Genomic DNA, 16,948 nt, shown 5'->3' on the forward strand with positions numbered 1-16,948 from the left:
TGCCTGCGCTCAGGCGTCCTGCGGTTTGGCCAGCGGGAATGCCAGCGATTCGCGGATCGACTGGCCGGTGATGAGCATGACCACGCGGTCGACGCCCACGCCCAGACCACCCGTGGGTGGCATCGCGTACTCGAGGGCCTGCAGGAAGTCCTCGTCGAGCTCCATCGCCTCCGGGTCGCCACCGGCGGCCAGGATCGACTGCTCGGTGAGACGCTTGCGCTGCTCCACCGGATCGGTGAGCTCGGTGTAGGCGGTGCCGAGCTCCACACCCCACGCCACCAGGTCCCAGCGCTCGGCGACGCCGGGCTTGCTGCGATGCGCGCGGGTCAGCGGCGACGTCGACGTCGGGAAATCGGTGTAGAACGTCGGGAAGGTCGTACGGTCCTCGCCGAGGTGCTCGTAGAGTTCCAGCACGATCTGTCCGGCATCCCAGTCCGGGCGGTAATTGATCTCGAGACGGTCGCAGACGGCGCGGAGCTGCTCCACCGAGGTCTCCGGGGTGATCTCCTCCCCCGCGCCCTCGGACACCACCTCGTGGACGGTCTTCACCGGCCACTCGCCCGAGATGTCCACGCGCTCTTCGTTTCCGTCGGCGTCGGTGCGGATGATCACCGGTTCGCCGTAGGCCGCCGTCGCCGCGTGCTGGATCATCTCGCGGGTGAGGTCGAGCATCTTGAGGTAGTCGCTGTGTGCCTCATAGGCTTCCAGGCTCGTGAACTCCGGATTGTGACTGAAGTCCACTCCCTCGTTGCGGAAATTGCGACCGATCTCGAAGACCTTCTCCACACCGCCGACGCACAGGCGCTTCAGGTAGAGCTCCGGCGCGATCCGCAGGTAGAGATCGAGGTTGTAGGCGTTGATGTGCGTCTGGAACGGAGTCGCGTTGGCGCCGCCGTGGATCTGCTGCAGGATCGGCGTCTCGACCTCCAGGAAGCCGCGTGCGGCGAGGAAGTCGCGCAACGACTTCACCACCAGGCTGCGGATCGCGAGGTTCTTCCGGCTCTCCTCGTTGATCGCGAGGTCGACGTAGCGTTGGCGCACGCGGGCCTCGGGATCGGTGAGGCCCGCCCACTTGTCCGGCAGGGGACGCAGGCACTTGCCGTTGATCCGCCACGCGTCGATCAGGATCGACAGTTCACCCTTGCGGCTGGTGCCGACGACACCGCGTGCCTGGATGAGATCGCCGAGGTCGACGTCGGTACCGAAGTCGGGAGTCCCCGGGATGACCCGCGAGTCCTCGACGAGGATCTGAACCTCGCCCGACCAGTCGTGCATGTCGGCGAACACCACCTTGCCGAAGTCACGCAGACGCGTGACGCGGCCGGCGACGGTGACGACGGTGCCCTCCGGTTCGGATCGCGCCTGCGCGATGGTGTGGGTCGGCTGGTCGGCGGGCGGATACGGATCGAAACCACGCTCGACGAGCCGGTCCATCTTGTCGAGACGGACCCGGACCTGCTCGGGGCGGTGCACGACGGCACCCTCGGGAGTCGCTGCCTCCGCTTCCAGTTCGGCGATCAGCGCCGGCGCGTCGACGCCGGCCGGGATCGACGGCTGCCCCTCGGAGTAGTGCCTGGCCCGCCCGAACTTGGGCAGGGTGATGAACCCTTCGGTGACGATCGCGGCGAGTCCGACGCGCGGCAGGATGCGGTTGTCCTCGAAGCACAGGTAGCGCGACTGCCAGTCCGGCAGGTACTTGGCGTTCGACTTGTACAGCGACTCCATCTGGAAGAACCGCGAACCGAACATCAGGACGGAGTAGCCGGCGCGCATGACCGGGCCGGCACCGATCTGCGGCCCCTGCTCGAAGAACGCCCGGAAGGCGGCGAAGTTGAGCGAGACCTCGGTGATGCCGAACTGTTCGGAGTTGCGGCACAATTCGGCGACCATCGTCTCCACGACGCCGTTCGGTCCGTGGCGATCGCGTCGCATCAGGTCCAGGGAGGCGCCGCGACGGCCCCACGGGACGAAGGAGAGCATGCCGACGACCTTCTCGTCGGGGGTGCCCTCGCCGACGACGGCCTCGACCAGCAGACAGTCGTCGTCGGCGCGATCGCCGATGCGCGACAACGCCATCGCGAAACCGCGTTCCTCGTCGGTGTCGCGCCAGTCGTCGGCACGGGCGACGACCTTGGCCATCTCGGCGTCACCGATCTCCCGATGGCGCCGGATACGCACTGTCACACCGGCGCGCCGGGTGCGGGTGACGGCCTGGCGCACGGCCTTCATCGCCGGGCCGCTCAGGCTGAACTCACGGGTGTGCAGGATGGCCTCGTCGCCGATGTTGAGGGAGATGAAACCGGCGGCGTCGTAGGCCGCGGCGCCGCGTGCACTCGACCCGATCGAGGCCGGGTGCCAGCCGTACTTCTCACAGAGGGTGAGGAATTCGGCGATGGCGTCGGGCCAGGATTCCGGATCACCGATGGGGTCACCACCGGCCATGCCGACGCCGACCTCGACCCGGTAGGTGATGGCGGCGCGGCCGTCCGGCGTGAACACGACCGCCTTGTCCCGGCGGGTGGAGAAGTAGGCGAGCGAATCGTCGTCGTTGAACCGGGTGATGAGCGCGCGGATCAACGACTCGTCCTCCGCGGTGATCAGCCAGCGCAGTCGTTGCGACCGGAACAACACGACCGCCGCGGCGATCAGCGCCAGCGCGCCGAACAGACCGAGCAGACCGTTGACGAAGACGTGCGTGTGGCGACCGTCGAAGGAGGCGTCCTGGTCGATCGCACCGAAGGCGACCACGCGGTTGAACGCGTACGGCAACCGATCTGCCCGGGTCAGGGTGTGCGGGAAGGCCCAGACCAGCGCCCAGCCGAGCAGCGTCGCGATGCCGAGACCGACGACGAGAGTGGCGAGCGACGCCGGGATCGCACCGCGGCGGACGCGGGTGTGGAACTGCCGGTAGGTGGACAGCAGGAAGACCAGCGCGGCGAGGTCGATGACCAGACCGATGTAGATGTTGGTGCGGTCCCAGGCCGTGACGTCGAGATCGTCCTCGAGGGACGGGATCAGGTACAGCACGTTGCCGACCATGAACAACACGAGGTAGATCACGCTGATCCACCAGGCGATCCGCTTGCGTGCCGACAGCGCGACGGCGATCAACGCCAGGACGAACGCCCACGCGAAGCTCGTGTCGGGCAGGGTGATGATGTAGTCGTCGACGTAGCGCCGCGGGTCGTGGATCAGCCGCCGGAATGCCGGAATGAGGCTGGACAACAACGCGATCGTCGCCAGGACGCCGACGACGGTGCCCGCGATGTGCGGCGCGTTGCGACCGAATCCGGTAGGGCGCCTGATCTTGTCGAGGAGGACGAGGGAGCGGCGGTCAGCCGCGGTGGGTGTCCGCCGGAGTGCCTCGGGATGTTCGTCGGGGCTGGACGGGTCGACCGGCGCAAGGGGGGTGTCGGTGGCCATGCGTCGACGGTAGTCGCCCGCGCGGTAACGCTCCGGCACTCCACGCTGATTCGATCATGCGGCGGCACATATCTGCGTCGGTGTACCGGTGCGCTCGTACCGGTGTGGCCGACTCCGCGCACACGGGGCATGATCGGGACCGTGTACGACGTGACGATCCGCGACGACTGCATCCGCCTCGGCCAGTTCTTGAAACTGGCCAACCTCATCGAATCCGGCGCCGAGGCCAAGGAGGTCATCGCCGACGGTCTGGTGACCGTCAACGGTGAGGTCGAGACCAGGCGGGGTCGTCAGCTCACGCTCGGCGATGTGGTCGAGGTGGGCGGGATGAGTGTGCGGGTCGCCCGCGAAGAGGTTTGAGAATCCCCCCGGACACCGAAACCCCCGGTGTTGATCCCCCCGGATCAGGAACGGACGCCGAGCCGGCTGAGCTCGGCGGGAGTGATGAGTCGTTCTGCTTCGGCGGGGAACGTCGATGAGTGAACTCGACGGCCGCCGAGTCGCCCCCCGGTGAGCGAATTCAGCAATGAGCCCCGGCGGGGCGAGTGAAATGTGTCAGCCAACTTCATGACCAATCACTTCCTGGTGCATTCACATTCGTTACAACGGACTCTGACTTTGATCTACTGTAGCGACAGTACTCATCGCTGTCTCCAGGAATTTTCGTGGTTTGCACCACTCACCCCGAGCCCCGTCGACATGTGAGATTCCACGTCCCCGGTGTCCCGGATTCGTGACCGTCGTACCTGCCGACTAGATCGATCATGGCATGCAGGGCGTTACGGTCCGGGTAGCGACACGGCATCTACCAGCACCAATGCTACGCAGCGAACCCGGCGGCGTATGCCATCCATCCGGACCAATTCGCCCGTCGGCGGCGGGACCCGCCGGGACCTCGGGCTCTGGTGGGTGGGGGCCGGATCCAGTAGGTTCACGTGGACCTTCACTGTTCTTGACCGAAAATAGCGCGAACATGTCCGACATCGACGACCTCCTGTCCCGCCTCCCCTACGACACACTGGCCCAGCAGCTCGGCGTCGACGAGGATTCCGCTCGCGCTGCCGCCGGGCAGGCGATCCCTGCTCTGCTCGCCGGACTGCAGGCGCAGACCGCGAACGAAGCGTCGGCACAGAAGCTCGTCGGCGCCCACCGGCTGCGGCCGTCGATCAGGGCCTGGTCCAGAAACTGCTCCCGATCCTCGCCCCGATCGTGCTGAGCTACATCACCAAGAAGGTGCTGGGCGGAGGTGGCGGTACCTCTCAGGCCGGCACCGGCGGCCTGGGCGATCTGCTCGGCAGTGTGCTGGGTGGCGGCAACAGTGGCGGTGCTGCCGGAGGACTCGGCGACCTGCTCGGCGGAATGCTCGGGGGCGCAGCCGGCGGTGGCGCCAAGCAGGGCGGCGGCGACCTCCTCGGCGGTATCCTCGGATCGATCCTGGGCGGCCGGAAGTAGGTCAGGCCAGACCGGCGAGGAAACGGTTGGCCCAGGTGACCGCGCTGACGCCGGGCTTCACCTGGAAGTCGCCGTAGGTGCCGTGCGAGCCCGACTGCAGGAACTTGTTGAACGAGATGATCTGCTCGCGGGCCCGCTTGTTGCCCAGTTCCTGGACGATCGCGCCGGGGCCGCCGAGCGTGAGCAACTCACGCACGATCACGGCCGCCTCCGCCTGGTACTGGAGGATCTGGCTCGGCGTCGGATCACTGGTCTCGGCCAAGTAGCCGGCGATACGGGTGATGTAGAAGTCCCGCGGCGTGTTGCAGTACATGTCGGTCGGCTCGCAGAGTGTGAATGCCCGCGGGAGAAGCCAGCCCATCCCGTCGAGTCGGGGTCCGCCGCTGCCCTCACCGCGCAGGGCCGGGCCGACTACGTTGTCCTTGCGGGAGCGTCGGGGATCGGAGATCAGCACGACGCCGGCGACCTGACCGGGGCGGATCATGCCGCGGCCGGTGCCGATCTCCGAGGCGAGGTCGCCCGCGGCGTCGGCGCCCTGGCTGTACCCGACGAGTGCGATCCGGGTGCCCGGGCACCGTGCCAGCATCTGCAGGGCGAGGCCGCGGGTGTTGGCGACGGCCTGGGCCTTCGACTTGCCGTAGATCGCCTTCTCCCATGGGAACGCGGTCGCGTCGTAGCCGACGTACTGGACCCTGGTCTCCGGCCCCAGGCCGGAGGTGACCGCGCCCAGGACGCCGGGGCTGACGCCGTTGGACCAGGTTCCCGGAACGGCGAGGACGTAGATCTTCGGGCAACCGGCCGGCGCCGCGTCCGCACGCGGCGTGCTCAACCCGAACCCTCCCAAGACCGCACACAGCAGAGTGCACATGATGGCGAGGATTCGACGCATGGGCTGCCCCTTCGGTGGATGGATTGCGATAGCCCGAGTGTATGACCGCGCCCCCCGGGTGTGTAGCCGAGAAAACGAAACTCCCGCCCACCTTTTCGGTGAGCGGGAGTTCTCGTTCGTGGTGGCCGTCAGGTCAGCGCTGGGCGACCTGGGTCGGCACGATCGGGGCCGGTAGATCCGACGCACCGGTGAGGTACTCGTCGGCGGCCGCGGCGGCCGAACGACCCTCGGCGATCGCCCAGACGATCAGCGACTGGCCACGGCCGGCGTCACCGGCGACGAACACGCCCGGCTGGCCGACTGCGGCGAAGTTGTTGTCACGCTTGACGTTGCCGCGGGCGTCGTACTCGACGCCCATCTTGTCGAGGAGATCCTCGCGCTCCGGGCCGACGAAGCCCATCGCCAGCAGGACCAGGTCGGCCTCGAGCTCGAAGTCCGAGCCCTCGATCTTCTCGAAGCGCCCGTCACGCATGACGACCTCGTGCGCCTTCAGGCCGGTGACCTTGCCGTTCTCGCCGAGGAACTGCTCGGTGTTGACCGAGAAGACACGCTCGCCGCCCTCTTCGTGGGCCGACGACACGCGGTACATCAGCGGGTAGGTCGGCCACGGGGTCGACTCGGCGCGCTCGATCGGCGGCTTCGGCATGATCTCGAACTGGTGGACGATCTCGGCGCCCTGACGCAGCGAGGTGCCCAGGCAGTCGGCGCCGGTGTCGCCACCGCCGATGATGATGACCTTCTTGCCCTTGGCCGTGATCTGACCCTCGACGGTGTCGCCGAGCTGAACCCGGTTGGCCTGGGGCAGGAACTCCATCGCCTGGTGGATGCCGTCGAGCTCGCGGCCCGGGATCGGCAGGTCGCGACCGATGGTCGAACCGTTGGCGAGGATGACCGCGTCGAAGTCGGCACGCAGCTGCTCGACAGTGATGTCGACGCCCACGTTGACGCCGGTGCGGAAGACGGTGCCCTCGGCCTCCATCTGCGCCAGACGGCGGTCGATGTGGCGCTTCTCCATCTTGAACTCGGGGATGCCGTAGCGCAGCAGACCGCCGATGCGGTCGGCCCGCTCGAACAGCGTCACGTCGTGTCCGGCACGCGTGAGCTGCTGTGCGGCAGCGAGTCCGGCCGGGCCCGAGCCGACGACGGCCACCGACTTGCCGGTCTTCTCCGACGGCAGGACCGGGGTGACCCAGCCGTTGTCGAAGGCGTTGTCGATGATCTCGACCTCGACCTGCTTGATGGTCACCGGCGGCTGGTTGATGCCGAGCACGCACGACGCCTCACAGGGTGCCGGGCACAGGCGACCGGTGAACTCCGGGAAGTTGTTGGTCGCGTGCAGACGCTCGATACCGTCGCGCCACTGGTCCTTGTAGACCAGGTCGTTCCACTCGGGGATCAGGTTCCCGAGCGGGCAACCGTTGTGGCAGAACGGGATACCGCAGTCCATGCAGCGGCTCGCCTGCGTCTTCAGGTGATCCTTGTCGAAGTCGGTGTATACCTCTTTCCAGTCGAGCAGTCGCAGCTCGACCGGGCGACGGTCGGGCAGCTCCCGCTCGGGGTGCTTGAGGAATCCTCTGGGGTCAGCCACGTGCGGCCTCCATGATCGCTTCGTTCACGTCTCGCCCGGTCTTCTCCGCTTCGGAGATGGCCAGCAGCACGCGCTTGTAGTCCCGCGGCATGACCTTGGCGAACTTGGTCTGGGCAGTGTCCCAATCGGCGAGCAGCGCTGCGGCGACCGGGGATTCGGTCTCGGCGCGGTGTTCGTCGATGATGGCGGCGAGGAACTCGATGTCCTCGGCCTCGAGCGGCTCGAGGTCGACGAGCTCGGTGTTGAGGTTGTCGGCCAGCTTGGCGTCCGGGTCGTAGACGAACGCCATACCGCCCGACATACCCGCCGCGAAGTTGCGGCCGGTCTCGCCGAGCACCACGACGCGTCCACCGGTCATGTACTCACAGCCGTGGTCGCCCACACCCTCGACGACCGCTGTCGCACCCGAGTTACGGACGCAGAAGCGCTCGCCGACGATGCCGCGCAGGAAGATCTTGCCCGCGGTGGCACCGAAGCCGATCACGTTGCCGGCGATGATGTTGTCCTCGGCGACGAAGTCGGCCGGCGCGTTGCGCGCCGGACGGACCACCAGGCGACCGCCCGAGAGGCCCTTGCCGACGAAGTCGTTGGCGTCGCCCTCGAGGCGCAGCGTGATGCCCTTGGGGACGAAGGCGCCGAAGCTGTTGCCCGCCGAACCGGTGAAGTCGACAATGATCGTGCCGTCCGGCAGGCCCTGTGCGCCATAGGTCTTGGTGACCTCGTGGCCCAGCATGGTGCCGACGGTGCGGTTCACGTTGGTGATCTTCGACGTGAACGACACGCGGGTGCCGTGGTCGATCGCATCGCGGCTCTGCGCGATGAGCTGCTGGTCGAGCGCCTTCTCCAGCGAGTGATCCTGGACGCCCGAGCAGTACAGATCCTGGTTCATGAACGGCGATTCCGGCATCGTCAGGATCGACGTCAGGTCGAGCTTGCCCGCCTTCTCCGACTTCCAGTGCGCCAGGGCCTTGGTGGTGTCGAGGGCCTCGACGTGGCCCACGGCCTCCTGGAGCGTGCGGAAGCCGAGGCGTGCCAACAGCTCCCGGACCTCTTCGGCGATGAACAGGAAGAAGTTCTCGACGAACTCCGGCTTGCCGGCGAAACGCTCACGCAGAAGCGGGTTCTGAGTGGCGATGCCGACCGGGCAGGTGTCGAGGTGGCAGACGCGCATCATGACGCAGCCCGAGACGACGAGCGGTGCGGTCGCGAAACCGAACTCCTCGCCACCGAGCAGTGCGGCGATCACGACGTCGCGGCCGGTCTTCATCTGACCGTCGACCTGGACCACGATGCGGTCGCGAAGACCGTTGAGCAGCAGGGTCTGCTGGGTCTCGGCGAGACCGATCTCCCACGGCGCACCGGCGTGCTTGAGCGACGTCAGCGGCGAGGCGCCGGTGCCGCCGTCGTGACCCGAGATGAGCACGACATCCGCGTGTGCCTTCGACACACCGGCGGCGACGGTGCCCACGCCGACCTCGCTGACGAGCTTCACGTGGATGCGCGCCTTGGGGTTGGCGTTCTTCAGGTCGTGGATCAGCTGGGCGAGATCCTCGATCGAATAGATGTCGTGGTGCGGCGGCGGCGAGATCAGGCCGACGCCCGGCGTCGAGCCACGGACCTCGGCGACCCACGGGTACACCTTGTGCGGCGGGAGCTGACCGCCCTCGCCGGGCTTGGCGCCCTGCGCCATCTTGATCTGGATGTCGGTGCAGTTCGACAGGTAGTGCGAGGTGACGCCGAAACGTCCCGACGCGACCTGCTTGATCGCACTGCGACGCCAGTCGCCGTTCTCGTCGTGATGGAAACGACGCGGATCCTCGCCGCCCTCACCGGAGTTCGAGCGACCGCCGAGACGGTTCATCGCGATGGCCAGGGTCTCGTGGGCCTCGGCCGAGATCGAGCCGAAGCTCATCGCGCCGGTCGAGAACCGCTTGACGATCTCGCTGGCCGGCTCGACCTTCTCGATCGGGATCGGGTCGCGGTCACCGAAGTTGAAGTCGAAGAGGCCGCGCAGCGTGCCCAGACGGGTCGACTGGTCGTCGACCATCTTGGTGTACTCCTTGAACACCCCGTACTGGCCGGTGCGCGTGGAGTGCTGCAGCTTGAACACCGTGTCCGGGTTGAACAGGTGGTACTCGCCCTCCCGACGCCACTGGTATTCACCGCCGACCTCGAGCTCGCGGTGCGCGCGCTCCGAGGGTCGGTCGCTGAACGCCAGAGCGTGGCGGGCGGCGACGTCGGCAGCGATCTCGTCGAGACCGATGCCGTCGAGCTGGCTGATGAGTCCGGTGAAGAACTCGTCGACCGTCGCCTGCGACAGGCCGATGACCTGGAAGAGCTGTGCGCCGGTGTAGGAGGCGATGGTCGAGATGCCCATCTTGCTCATCACCTTGAGCACGCCCTTGCTGGCGGCCTTGATGTAGTTCTTCTTCGCGGTGGCGAAGTCGACGTCGCCGAGCACGCCGCGCTCGACCATGTCCTCGATCGACTCGAAGGCCATGTACGGATTGACCGCTGCCGCACCGAAACCGACGAGCGTGGCCACGTGGTGGACCTCGCGGCAATCACCGGACTCGACGATGAGGCCGGCGCGGGTGCGCTTGCGCTCGCGCACCAGGTGGTGGTGCACCGCGGCGGTCAGCAGCAGCGACGGGATCGGCGCGAGGTTCTCGTCGGACTCGCGGTCGGACAGCACGATCAGGTTGGCGCCGTCCTCGATGGCGGCGCTGGCCTTCGCACGGATCTCGTCGAGTGCCTTGCGGAGTCCGGCACCGCCCTCGGCCACCGGGTAGAGGCCGTGGATGTGCACGCTGCGGAAGTCCGGCAGCGACTCGTTGTCGTTGATCTGGACCAGCTTCGCCAGCGTGTCGTTGTCGATGACCGGCTGCGGCAGCTCGATCTGGCGGCACGACACGGGGCTCGGGTTGAGCAGGTCGGCCTCGGAGCCGATGGTCGAACCGACGCTGGTGACGACCTCCTCGCGGATGGCGTCGAGCGGCGGGTTGGTGACCTGCGCGAACATCTGCTGGAAGTAGTCGAACAGCATGCGCGGACGCTTGGACAGCACGGCGATGGGCGTGTCGGTGCCCATCGAACCGAGTGCCTCGGCGCCGGTCTTGGCCATCGGCGCGACGAGGAGGTTCAGCTCCTCGCTGGTGTAACCGAAGACCTGCTGGCGCAGGGCGACCCGGTCGTGCGGCATGTGCACATGGGGCTGCGCCTCGATGTCGTCGACGGCGACCATGCCCTTCTCGAGCCACTCCGCGTAGGGGTGCTCGGCGGCCAGCTCGTCCTTGATCTCCTCGTCGTCGACGATGCGGCCGGCGGCGGTGTCCACGAGGAACATGCGGCCGGGCTGCAGACGCATCTTCTGCACGACGTCGGCGTGGTCGATGTCGAGGACGCCGACCTCGGAGGCCATCACGACGAGGCCGTCCTTGGTGACCCAGATGCGGCTGGGGCGCAGACCGTTTCGGTCGAGCACGGCGCCGACGACGGTGCCGTCGGTGAAGCACACCGACGCCGGACCGTCCCACGGCTCCATGAGCGCCGAGTGATAGCGGTAGAACGCGCGGTGCTCGGGCTTCATCGACTCGTGACGCTCCCAGGCCTCCGGGATCATCATCAGGACCGCGTGCGGCAGGCTGCGGCCGCCGAGGTGAAGCAGTTCGAGCACCTCGTCGAAGCGAGCGGTGTCGGAGGCACCGGGGGTGCAGATCGGGAAGATCTTCGACGCGGCGTCGGCACCGAAGGCCTCGGTGTCGATGAGCGCCTCGCGGGCCCGCATCCAGTTCTCGTTGCCCGTGACGGTGTTGATCTCACCGTTGTGGGCGACGCGGCGGAACGGGTGCGCCAGCGGCCACGACGGGAAGGTGTTGGTGGAGAAGCGCGAGTGGACGAGGCCCAGCGAGCTCTCGACGCGCGAATCCTGCAGGTCGACGTAGAACTCCCGCAGCTGCGGGGTCGTCAGCATGCCCTTGTAGACGAACGTCCGGCCCGACAGGGACGGGAAGTAGACGGTCTCGCGACCGGGGCCGTCGGCGCCGGCGCCCTTGTTGCCGAGCTCGTACTGGACGCGCTTGCGCACGACGTAGGCGCGGCGCTCGAGTTCCATGCCCTCGGCGCCGCCGATGAAGACCTGACGGAACGTGGGCATCGCGTCGCGGGCGAGCGCACCGAGCGAGTTCTCGTTGGTGGGCACCTCGCGCCAGCCGAGCAGGGTCAGACCCTCGGACTCGATGACCTTCTCGACGCCCTCGCAGGCGAGCCGAGCGTCTTCGGAGCCCTGCGGGAGGAAGGCGATACCGGTCGCGTAGCTGCCCTCGGCGGGAAGCTCGAAGTCGACCGTCTCCCGCAGGAAGCGGTCGGGAACCTGGATCATGATCCCGGCACCGTCACCGGTGTTCGGTTCGGCACCCGCGGCACCGCGGTGCTCGAGGTTGACCAGGGCCATGATCGCCTTGTCGACGATGTCGCGACTGCGTCGTCCGTGCATGTCTACGACGAACGCCACGCCGCACGAATCGTGCTCGTTGCGTGGGTCGTAGAGACCGACCGGTCCCGGAGCCTGCTTCATATTCGCCTCACTTTGCGTGCGAAGGGGTGCACGCACTAACCGTCGTCAATGTTTGGGGGCCACCCCCGCCTGTATCACCGGCTCCGTTGCCGGCCTGATCGCCTAGCGGACCTCGCTGTCCCCCACAGCTGCGTCTTCTGCCGCCCCTGGGCGCTGACCCGGGGCAGAGCGGACAATCACATGGCGGTGGGCCCCGTCAGCGCCGTTGCTGACGGATTCCTCCGGGCCGCATCGTCGGGGCCCGAACACCCTGCTCATCTCGGCTTACGCGCAGCACTACAGAGGGCGCCCGCGGGCTGCCGTATGAGCATTGTGTGTCATTTTTCCACGTGGGGTGCCCACTATCGAAATCCGGCTACCACAACGACCGCCCTACTGCACGTCAGAGGAGAAATCGGGCGTGTACCGACATCACCGCGATGTGCCTGCCGAGCAAGTCGCCGGCCCTCGCACGTAACGACACGGAACCATCGTGGCAGCCACTCGATCGCGGCCTGGTCCCGGTCCGGTGACGCCCCGGCCGATTGCCGCGCTTCGGACATCCTGCGCCGATACCGTCGGGTGATGAGCGTCACCTCTGTGCCGGGCGGTGCCCCGTTCCTGCCCGCGGACGACGAGAACCCCTTCGGCCGACTCGGTGTGGACCCGCACGGATCCCGTCGGTCACGTGCCGTCAACGCCTACCTCGCCCGCGTGACCTGGCCGATGATGCTCGCCGCGCGGCGAAGCCATCCGCGGGTGACGGCGCAGATGATCCAGCGGGCCCGCCCCGGACTCAACCTGACCATCGAACGGCTCAACCCGCCCCCGTCGGGGACGAGCGTCGTGCCGGTACGCGAGACGTTCCGCGGAGGCCAGATCCGCGGTGAATGGGTGACGGGTCGTCGTGCCGCGGAGCCGCGACCGGGCAGCCGGGTCATCTACTACCTCCACGGCAGCGGATATGTGGTCTGTTCCCCGCGCACCCACCGCGGGCTCGTCGCGCGACTGGGCAATCTGACGGAGCTGTCGGCATTCAGCCTCGACTACCGGCTCGGTCCCGAACATCCGTGGCCCTGCGCGGGAAACGATGCGATCCGGGGCTACCGATGGCTTCTCGCACAGGGTTATCGCGCCGAGGACATCGTGATCGCCGGCGACTCCGCCGGTGGACACCTCGCGCTCGACATCCTCGCCGTCAACCACGCGACCCGCACCCCGCAGCCCGGCTCGATGGTGCTCTTCTCCCCGCTCTACGACCCGACTTTCGATCTGGCAGTGGACAATCAGCGCAGCGGCGTCCACGACCCGATCATCAACGCGGTCACCGCGCGCAAGATCCTCCGTCTGTACACCCGGACCGCCGACCCCGACCATCCGCGCATGCGCATCCGCCTGACTCCGGGGATGACGCTTCCCAAGACGCTCATCCAGTACGGGGCCCTCGAGGTCATGGGTGCCGATGCCCGGGCCACCCACGCCGAGATCGTGGGTGCCGGTGGCGTTTCGGTGATCCAGGCGTGGCCGGACCAGGGGCATGTCTTCCAGCTGATGCCGCGGTTGTCCTCCGAGGCCCGCCAGGCCGTGGAGACCGCGGCCCGGTTCATCACGGTGACGGCACCCACTCGCACCGACTCCGCGAGCTGAGGCGCCGAACCCGGAAAAGACACAACGGCCGGTGACGACATTGGGAGATCGTCACCGGCCGTGCGGTGTCCATCCGGACGAGGACCCACGAGGATCGCTCCACCACCGGGGGATGGTGGGCATGTATGGAGTGATCCTCGACCCGTCGACGTGATGGACACGCCCGGCGGCACCGTCGCGCTTCCGGCCGGGATCGCCGTTCTGCCTTCCCGATCCGGAGGTCGTCGACCGACCGAAAGGTCCTTCACCACAACGCCACTCACGTTCTCCAGCACGAGCTGTGCAGGTGTGGCACCGGCGCGTTCCGGCGGATCCGGGTAGTAGTCCGTCAGCCGCCGGCCGAGGATGTCGGCGACCAGGTCCGAGCGGGTGAGTCCCGCGGTGGACCGGGTGAGAACCCGCTTGCCGTCACGCAGCACGGTGACGGAGTCGCAGTCGTCGAGCACCTCGCTGAGCCGGTGGCTGACGAAGATGACGCTCGAACCCAGTTCGGCGACACTGCGCATCATGGCGGTGACCTGTGCCGCCTCGCTGTGCGACAGCGACGCCGTCGGTTCGTCGAGAATGAACAGGTGACCTTCGTGCCCGTCACCGAGCGCGCGAACCGCTCGGACCAGACCGACGAGCGCACGCTGCGCCGGGCTGAGGTCGGCGACCAAGGTGTTGAGCGGCAGTTCGATGCCGAGACGTTCGGCGATCTCGCGGCAGGCCTTGGCCTCCTGGCGATCACGCACCCAGCCGAAGCCGCGGGTGCCGTAACCGGTTGCGACGCCGATGTTCTCGAGCACCGTCATCTCCGGGGCGAGACCCAGGTCCTGATGGATGACGGCGATGCCGTGCTCGGCCGGGTTGCGCACCGGCAGGTCGAGCTCGCGACCGAACAGACGCACCCGACCGCTGTCCGGCCGGTAGTAGCCGGCCAGGCACTTGATCATCGTCGACTTGCCACTGCCGTTCTGTCCGCACAGGGCGTGAACCTCGCCGCGCTTGACCTCCCAGTCGAGCGGGTGCAACGCGTAGTTGCCGTCGAACTGCTTCGACAGACCCTCGATCTGCAGTGCGGGACCCGCGGTACCGCCCCCCTCCCCGACCCGGGAGGGTGGCGGCCGCCGACTCCGGCGTCATCACGCGGCTCCGCGACGCTTGCCGACGAGCTTGGCGAGGGCGACGGCGATCATCAGTGCCAGACCGTTGAACAGCGGGCTGACCCACGATGCCGCGCCGGCCAGCTGGAGGCCGGTGATGCCGACGACCAGGAGGTAGACCGCGACGAGGGTGCCGATCGCGTTGAAGCGGCCGACGGTGATCGCGGTGGCACCGAGGAACGTCGCGGCGAACGGGGCCAGGAGGTACTGGCTGCCGATGCCGGGATCGATCGCGCCGAGGTTGCCGACCAGGATGATGCCGATCAGGGCACCGGCCACACCCGAGACCACGTAGGTGATCGTGCGGATACGTGCCACCGAGATACCCGCCAGCAGAGCGGCATCACGGTTGCCGCCGATGAACAGCATGTAGCGGCCCATCGGGGTGCGCTGGTACACGAACCACAGCACGGCCACGAGCAGCCAGCCGTACCAGGTGGTCATCGGCAGGCCCAGGAGCTTGGCCCGCGAGAGCTCCACGTAGAAGTCCGGGACGCCGGTGACGATCTTGGAACCCGTGATGGCGTATCCGATGCCCGAGAGGGCGGTGAACATACCGAGTGTCGTGATGAACGAGTCCACCCCGACCTTCACGACCAGAAGGGCGTTGATCAGGCCGACGATGAGCCCGACCGCCAGAGCAGCCGGGATCACCGCGGCCGGCGAGTACCCGTTGGTCGACATGACCGCGACCACACACGCACTGGTGACCATGACGCCCGGGATGGCGAGGTCGAAGTCACCGGTCCGCAGCGCCAGGGTCGCGGCCAGCGCGAGGAGCAGGATGATCGCCTGCGAGTTGACCATCGCCGAGACGATGCCCGTCGACCGGAACTCGGGCAGGAAGACGGCGCACAGCGCGAACGCGAGCACCAGGAGTCCTACCAGCGCATAGCGTTCCACGAACGATGTGCTCTGGCGGGCTTTTGTGGAGCCGGCCACCGATTCGGTCGGTGACTTCTGGATCGCCGGTGGGCGTGAGGGGGGCGCCGCAACGGTGCCGAGGTCATTGCTCATGATGTCTCCGTGTGTGTGCCGCGGGCATGCTCAGCCCGCGCGCGGATCAGTTCTTGGACCGGGCCTCTTTGAACGAGTTCTGGAAATCCTTGTAATTGGGGTTCACCTCGGCGTTCGAGCCGCCGATGTTGGTCTCGTCCACCAGACGGGTGGGGATGACGATGTCCAAGGGCTGGGCGCCGGTGACCGCGCGCACCGCGTTGTCGACCATCACCCAGCCGAGCCACGCCTCCGGCGGCCGCCATGGTGACGTCCTGGCCCTTGCCCGAGCGGATCGAGTCGAGGCTGGTGGCGATGCCGTCGCGGCCGAGGATCTTGGCGTCGGGGTTGGTCATGGCGACGGTCGGCTCGACGAAGGTGACGCCCCGAGTCCCAGTTGGTCATCACGTAGGTGGTGTCCGGGTTGCGCTTCATCGCCGTCTCGACCTTCTGCGGGAGGTCGGTCGCGGCGTTGGCCAGGTCGATCTCCTGGATGTCCAGCGAGCAGTCGTCCGGGCAGTTCTCGCGGTAGACCTTCTCGGCTCCATTGGCCATGTTCTGGTAGATCTCGATCGCGGTCGGCTGCGCGAAGAACGTCGACGCCGAGCAGTTGGAGTCGACCAGCGTCCATGCGGCGAGGGAGGCGCCGTCGGCGGTGTAGTCGGCGCTCACGTTCGCGAAGACGCGGTTGGCCAGCGGCGCCGATGCGTCACCCGACAGGGCGTTGATGACCGGGATGCCCGCGCGCGCAGCGTCGTTGAGCGAGCCGGACAGCATGGCCGGCTCGATGCCCAGCAGGACGATCGCGTCGGCCTTCTGTGCGATGGCCTGCGCCATGCCCTCGTTGAACTTGTTCGTCTGGCCCCGGCGAAGTTCTCGATGCGGAGGGTGGCGACGCTGTACGACTTCAGGTCGGGTGAGTCGTACACCGCCTTGGTGAACGCGGCGCACTCCTCGGCCGAAGTTCTCGATGAGGATGTCGGCGGTCGCGATCAGGTCGCGGGCGATCTGCTGGCCTTCCGGGGTCCGCAGGTTGCAGGTCACCGACTTCTTGTTCCGGCCGACGACAGGCCACCAGAGTGACTGTCCCTGAGCGCTTTTACGGCCCCACTGACGCATCGGGTCACCACGGCCCGGATCCATGCCGACGCGGGCAACCGGACGCCGACCACCGCCTCGCGCACCGACCCGGGCTCGGAGTTCCGTCTGTTCGAGTTCATCGAGGAGCAGCACGCCGAGTAAGGCCCCGAAAC

General features: G+C 67.6%; 10 protein-coding genes and 2 pseudogenes. 4 read left to right on the forward strand and 8 right to left on the reverse strand.

Going from position 1 to position 16,948, the window contains the following annotated elements:
* Positions 1 to 9 precede the first annotated feature (9 nt).
* A complete protein-coding gene (gene lysX / locus M1L58_RS06790; RefSeq protein WP_248658302.1) occupies positions 10 to 3,423 on the reverse strand; it encodes a bifunctional lysylphosphatidylglycerol synthetase/lysine--tRNA ligase LysX in 3,414 nt (1,137 codons plus the stop codon).
* A 129-nt stretch (positions 3,424 to 3,552) separates the two neighbouring features.
* Between lysX and M1L58_RS06795 the strand changes: the two genes are divergently transcribed.
* Both M1L58_RS06795 and M1L58_RS06800 read left to right on the forward strand, forming a co-directional pair.
* Entirely contained in the window at positions 3,553 to 3,783 is a 231-nt protein-coding gene (locus M1L58_RS06795) for an RNA-binding S4 domain-containing protein (RefSeq protein ID WP_248658303.1), read from the forward strand.
* Between the two features lie 613 nt (positions 3,784 to 4,396).
* Positions 4,397 to 4,875 (forward strand): annotated as a pseudogene (locus M1L58_RS06800) (DUF937 domain-containing protein).
* Between the two features lies 1 nt (position 4,876).
* Here M1L58_RS06800 and M1L58_RS06805 read toward each other — a convergent pair.
* The 3 genes from M1L58_RS06805 to gltB all read right to left on the reverse strand — a co-directional run bounded on the left by M1L58_RS06805 (position 4,877) and on the right by gltB (position 11,928).
* Complete coding sequence (locus tag M1L58_RS06805; RefSeq protein WP_248658304.1) at positions 4,877 to 5,764, reverse strand: cutinase family protein; 888 nt, start codon at positions 5,762 to 5,764, stop codon at positions 4,877 to 4,879.
* A gap of 133 nt (positions 5,765 to 5,897) precedes the next feature.
* Positions 5,898 to 7,352, reverse strand: a complete 1,455-nt coding sequence (locus M1L58_RS06810) for a glutamate synthase subunit beta (protein WP_248658305.1) — start codon at positions 7,350 to 7,352, stop codon at positions 5,898 to 5,900.
* The gene (gene gltB, locus M1L58_RS06815; RefSeq protein ID WP_248658306.1) at positions 7,345 to 11,928 is read right to left on the reverse strand and encodes a glutamate synthase large subunit; all 4,584 of its coding nucleotides are present in this window, start codon (positions 11,926 to 11,928) and stop codon (positions 7,345 to 7,347) included. The genes M1L58_RS06810 and gltB overlap by 8 nt, the downstream gene beginning before the upstream one ends.
* A 564-nt stretch (positions 11,929 to 12,492) precedes the next feature.
* Between gltB and M1L58_RS06820 the strand changes: the two genes are divergently transcribed.
* Together M1L58_RS06820 and M1L58_RS06825 are read left to right on the forward strand one after the other, a co-directional pair.
* Complete coding sequence (locus tag M1L58_RS06820; RefSeq protein WP_006868013.1) at positions 12,493 to 13,554, forward strand: alpha/beta hydrolase; 1,062 nt, start codon at positions 12,493 to 12,495, stop codon at positions 13,552 to 13,554.
* A gap of 390 nt (positions 13,555 to 13,944) precedes the next feature.
* Positions 13,945 to 14,130: a hypothetical protein gene (locus M1L58_RS06825; RefSeq protein ID WP_248658332.1), complete on the forward strand. Its 186-nt coding sequence runs from the start codon at positions 13,945 to 13,947 to the stop codon at positions 14,128 to 14,130.
* 29 nt (positions 14,131 to 14,159) lie between these two features.
* On the opposite strand, the pseudogene M1L58_RS06830 reads toward M1L58_RS06825, so the two are convergent.
* The 4 genes and pseudogenes from M1L58_RS06830 to M1L58_RS06845 form a co-directional block, all read right to left on the reverse strand.
* Positions 14,160 to 14,567: pseudogene (locus M1L58_RS06830) on the reverse strand (ATP-binding cassette domain-containing protein); the annotation flags it as partial.
* 111 nt (positions 14,568 to 14,678) lie between these two features.
* A complete protein-coding gene (locus tag M1L58_RS06835; RefSeq protein WP_006868010.1) occupies positions 14,679 to 15,716 on the reverse strand; it encodes an ABC transporter permease in 1,038 nt (345 codons plus the stop codon).
* A gap of 46 nt (positions 15,717 to 15,762) precedes the next feature.
* Positions 15,763 to 15,927, reverse strand: coding sequence for a hypothetical protein (locus tag M1L58_RS06840; protein WP_248658307.1), 165 nt, complete (start codon positions 15,925 to 15,927; stop codon positions 15,763 to 15,765).
* A complete protein-coding gene (locus M1L58_RS06845; protein WP_248658308.1) occupies positions 15,927 to 16,928 on the reverse strand; it encodes a CoA transferase in 1,002 nt (333 codons plus the stop codon). Before M1L58_RS06845 ends, M1L58_RS06840 begins: the two co-directional genes overlap by 1 nt.
* Positions 16,929 to 16,948: the final 20 nt, after the last annotated feature.

The organism is Gordonia sp. C13 (assembly GCF_023218005.1).
Lineage (GTDB): Bacteria > Actinomycetota > Actinomycetes > Mycobacteriales > Mycobacteriaceae > Gordonia > Gordonia namibiensis.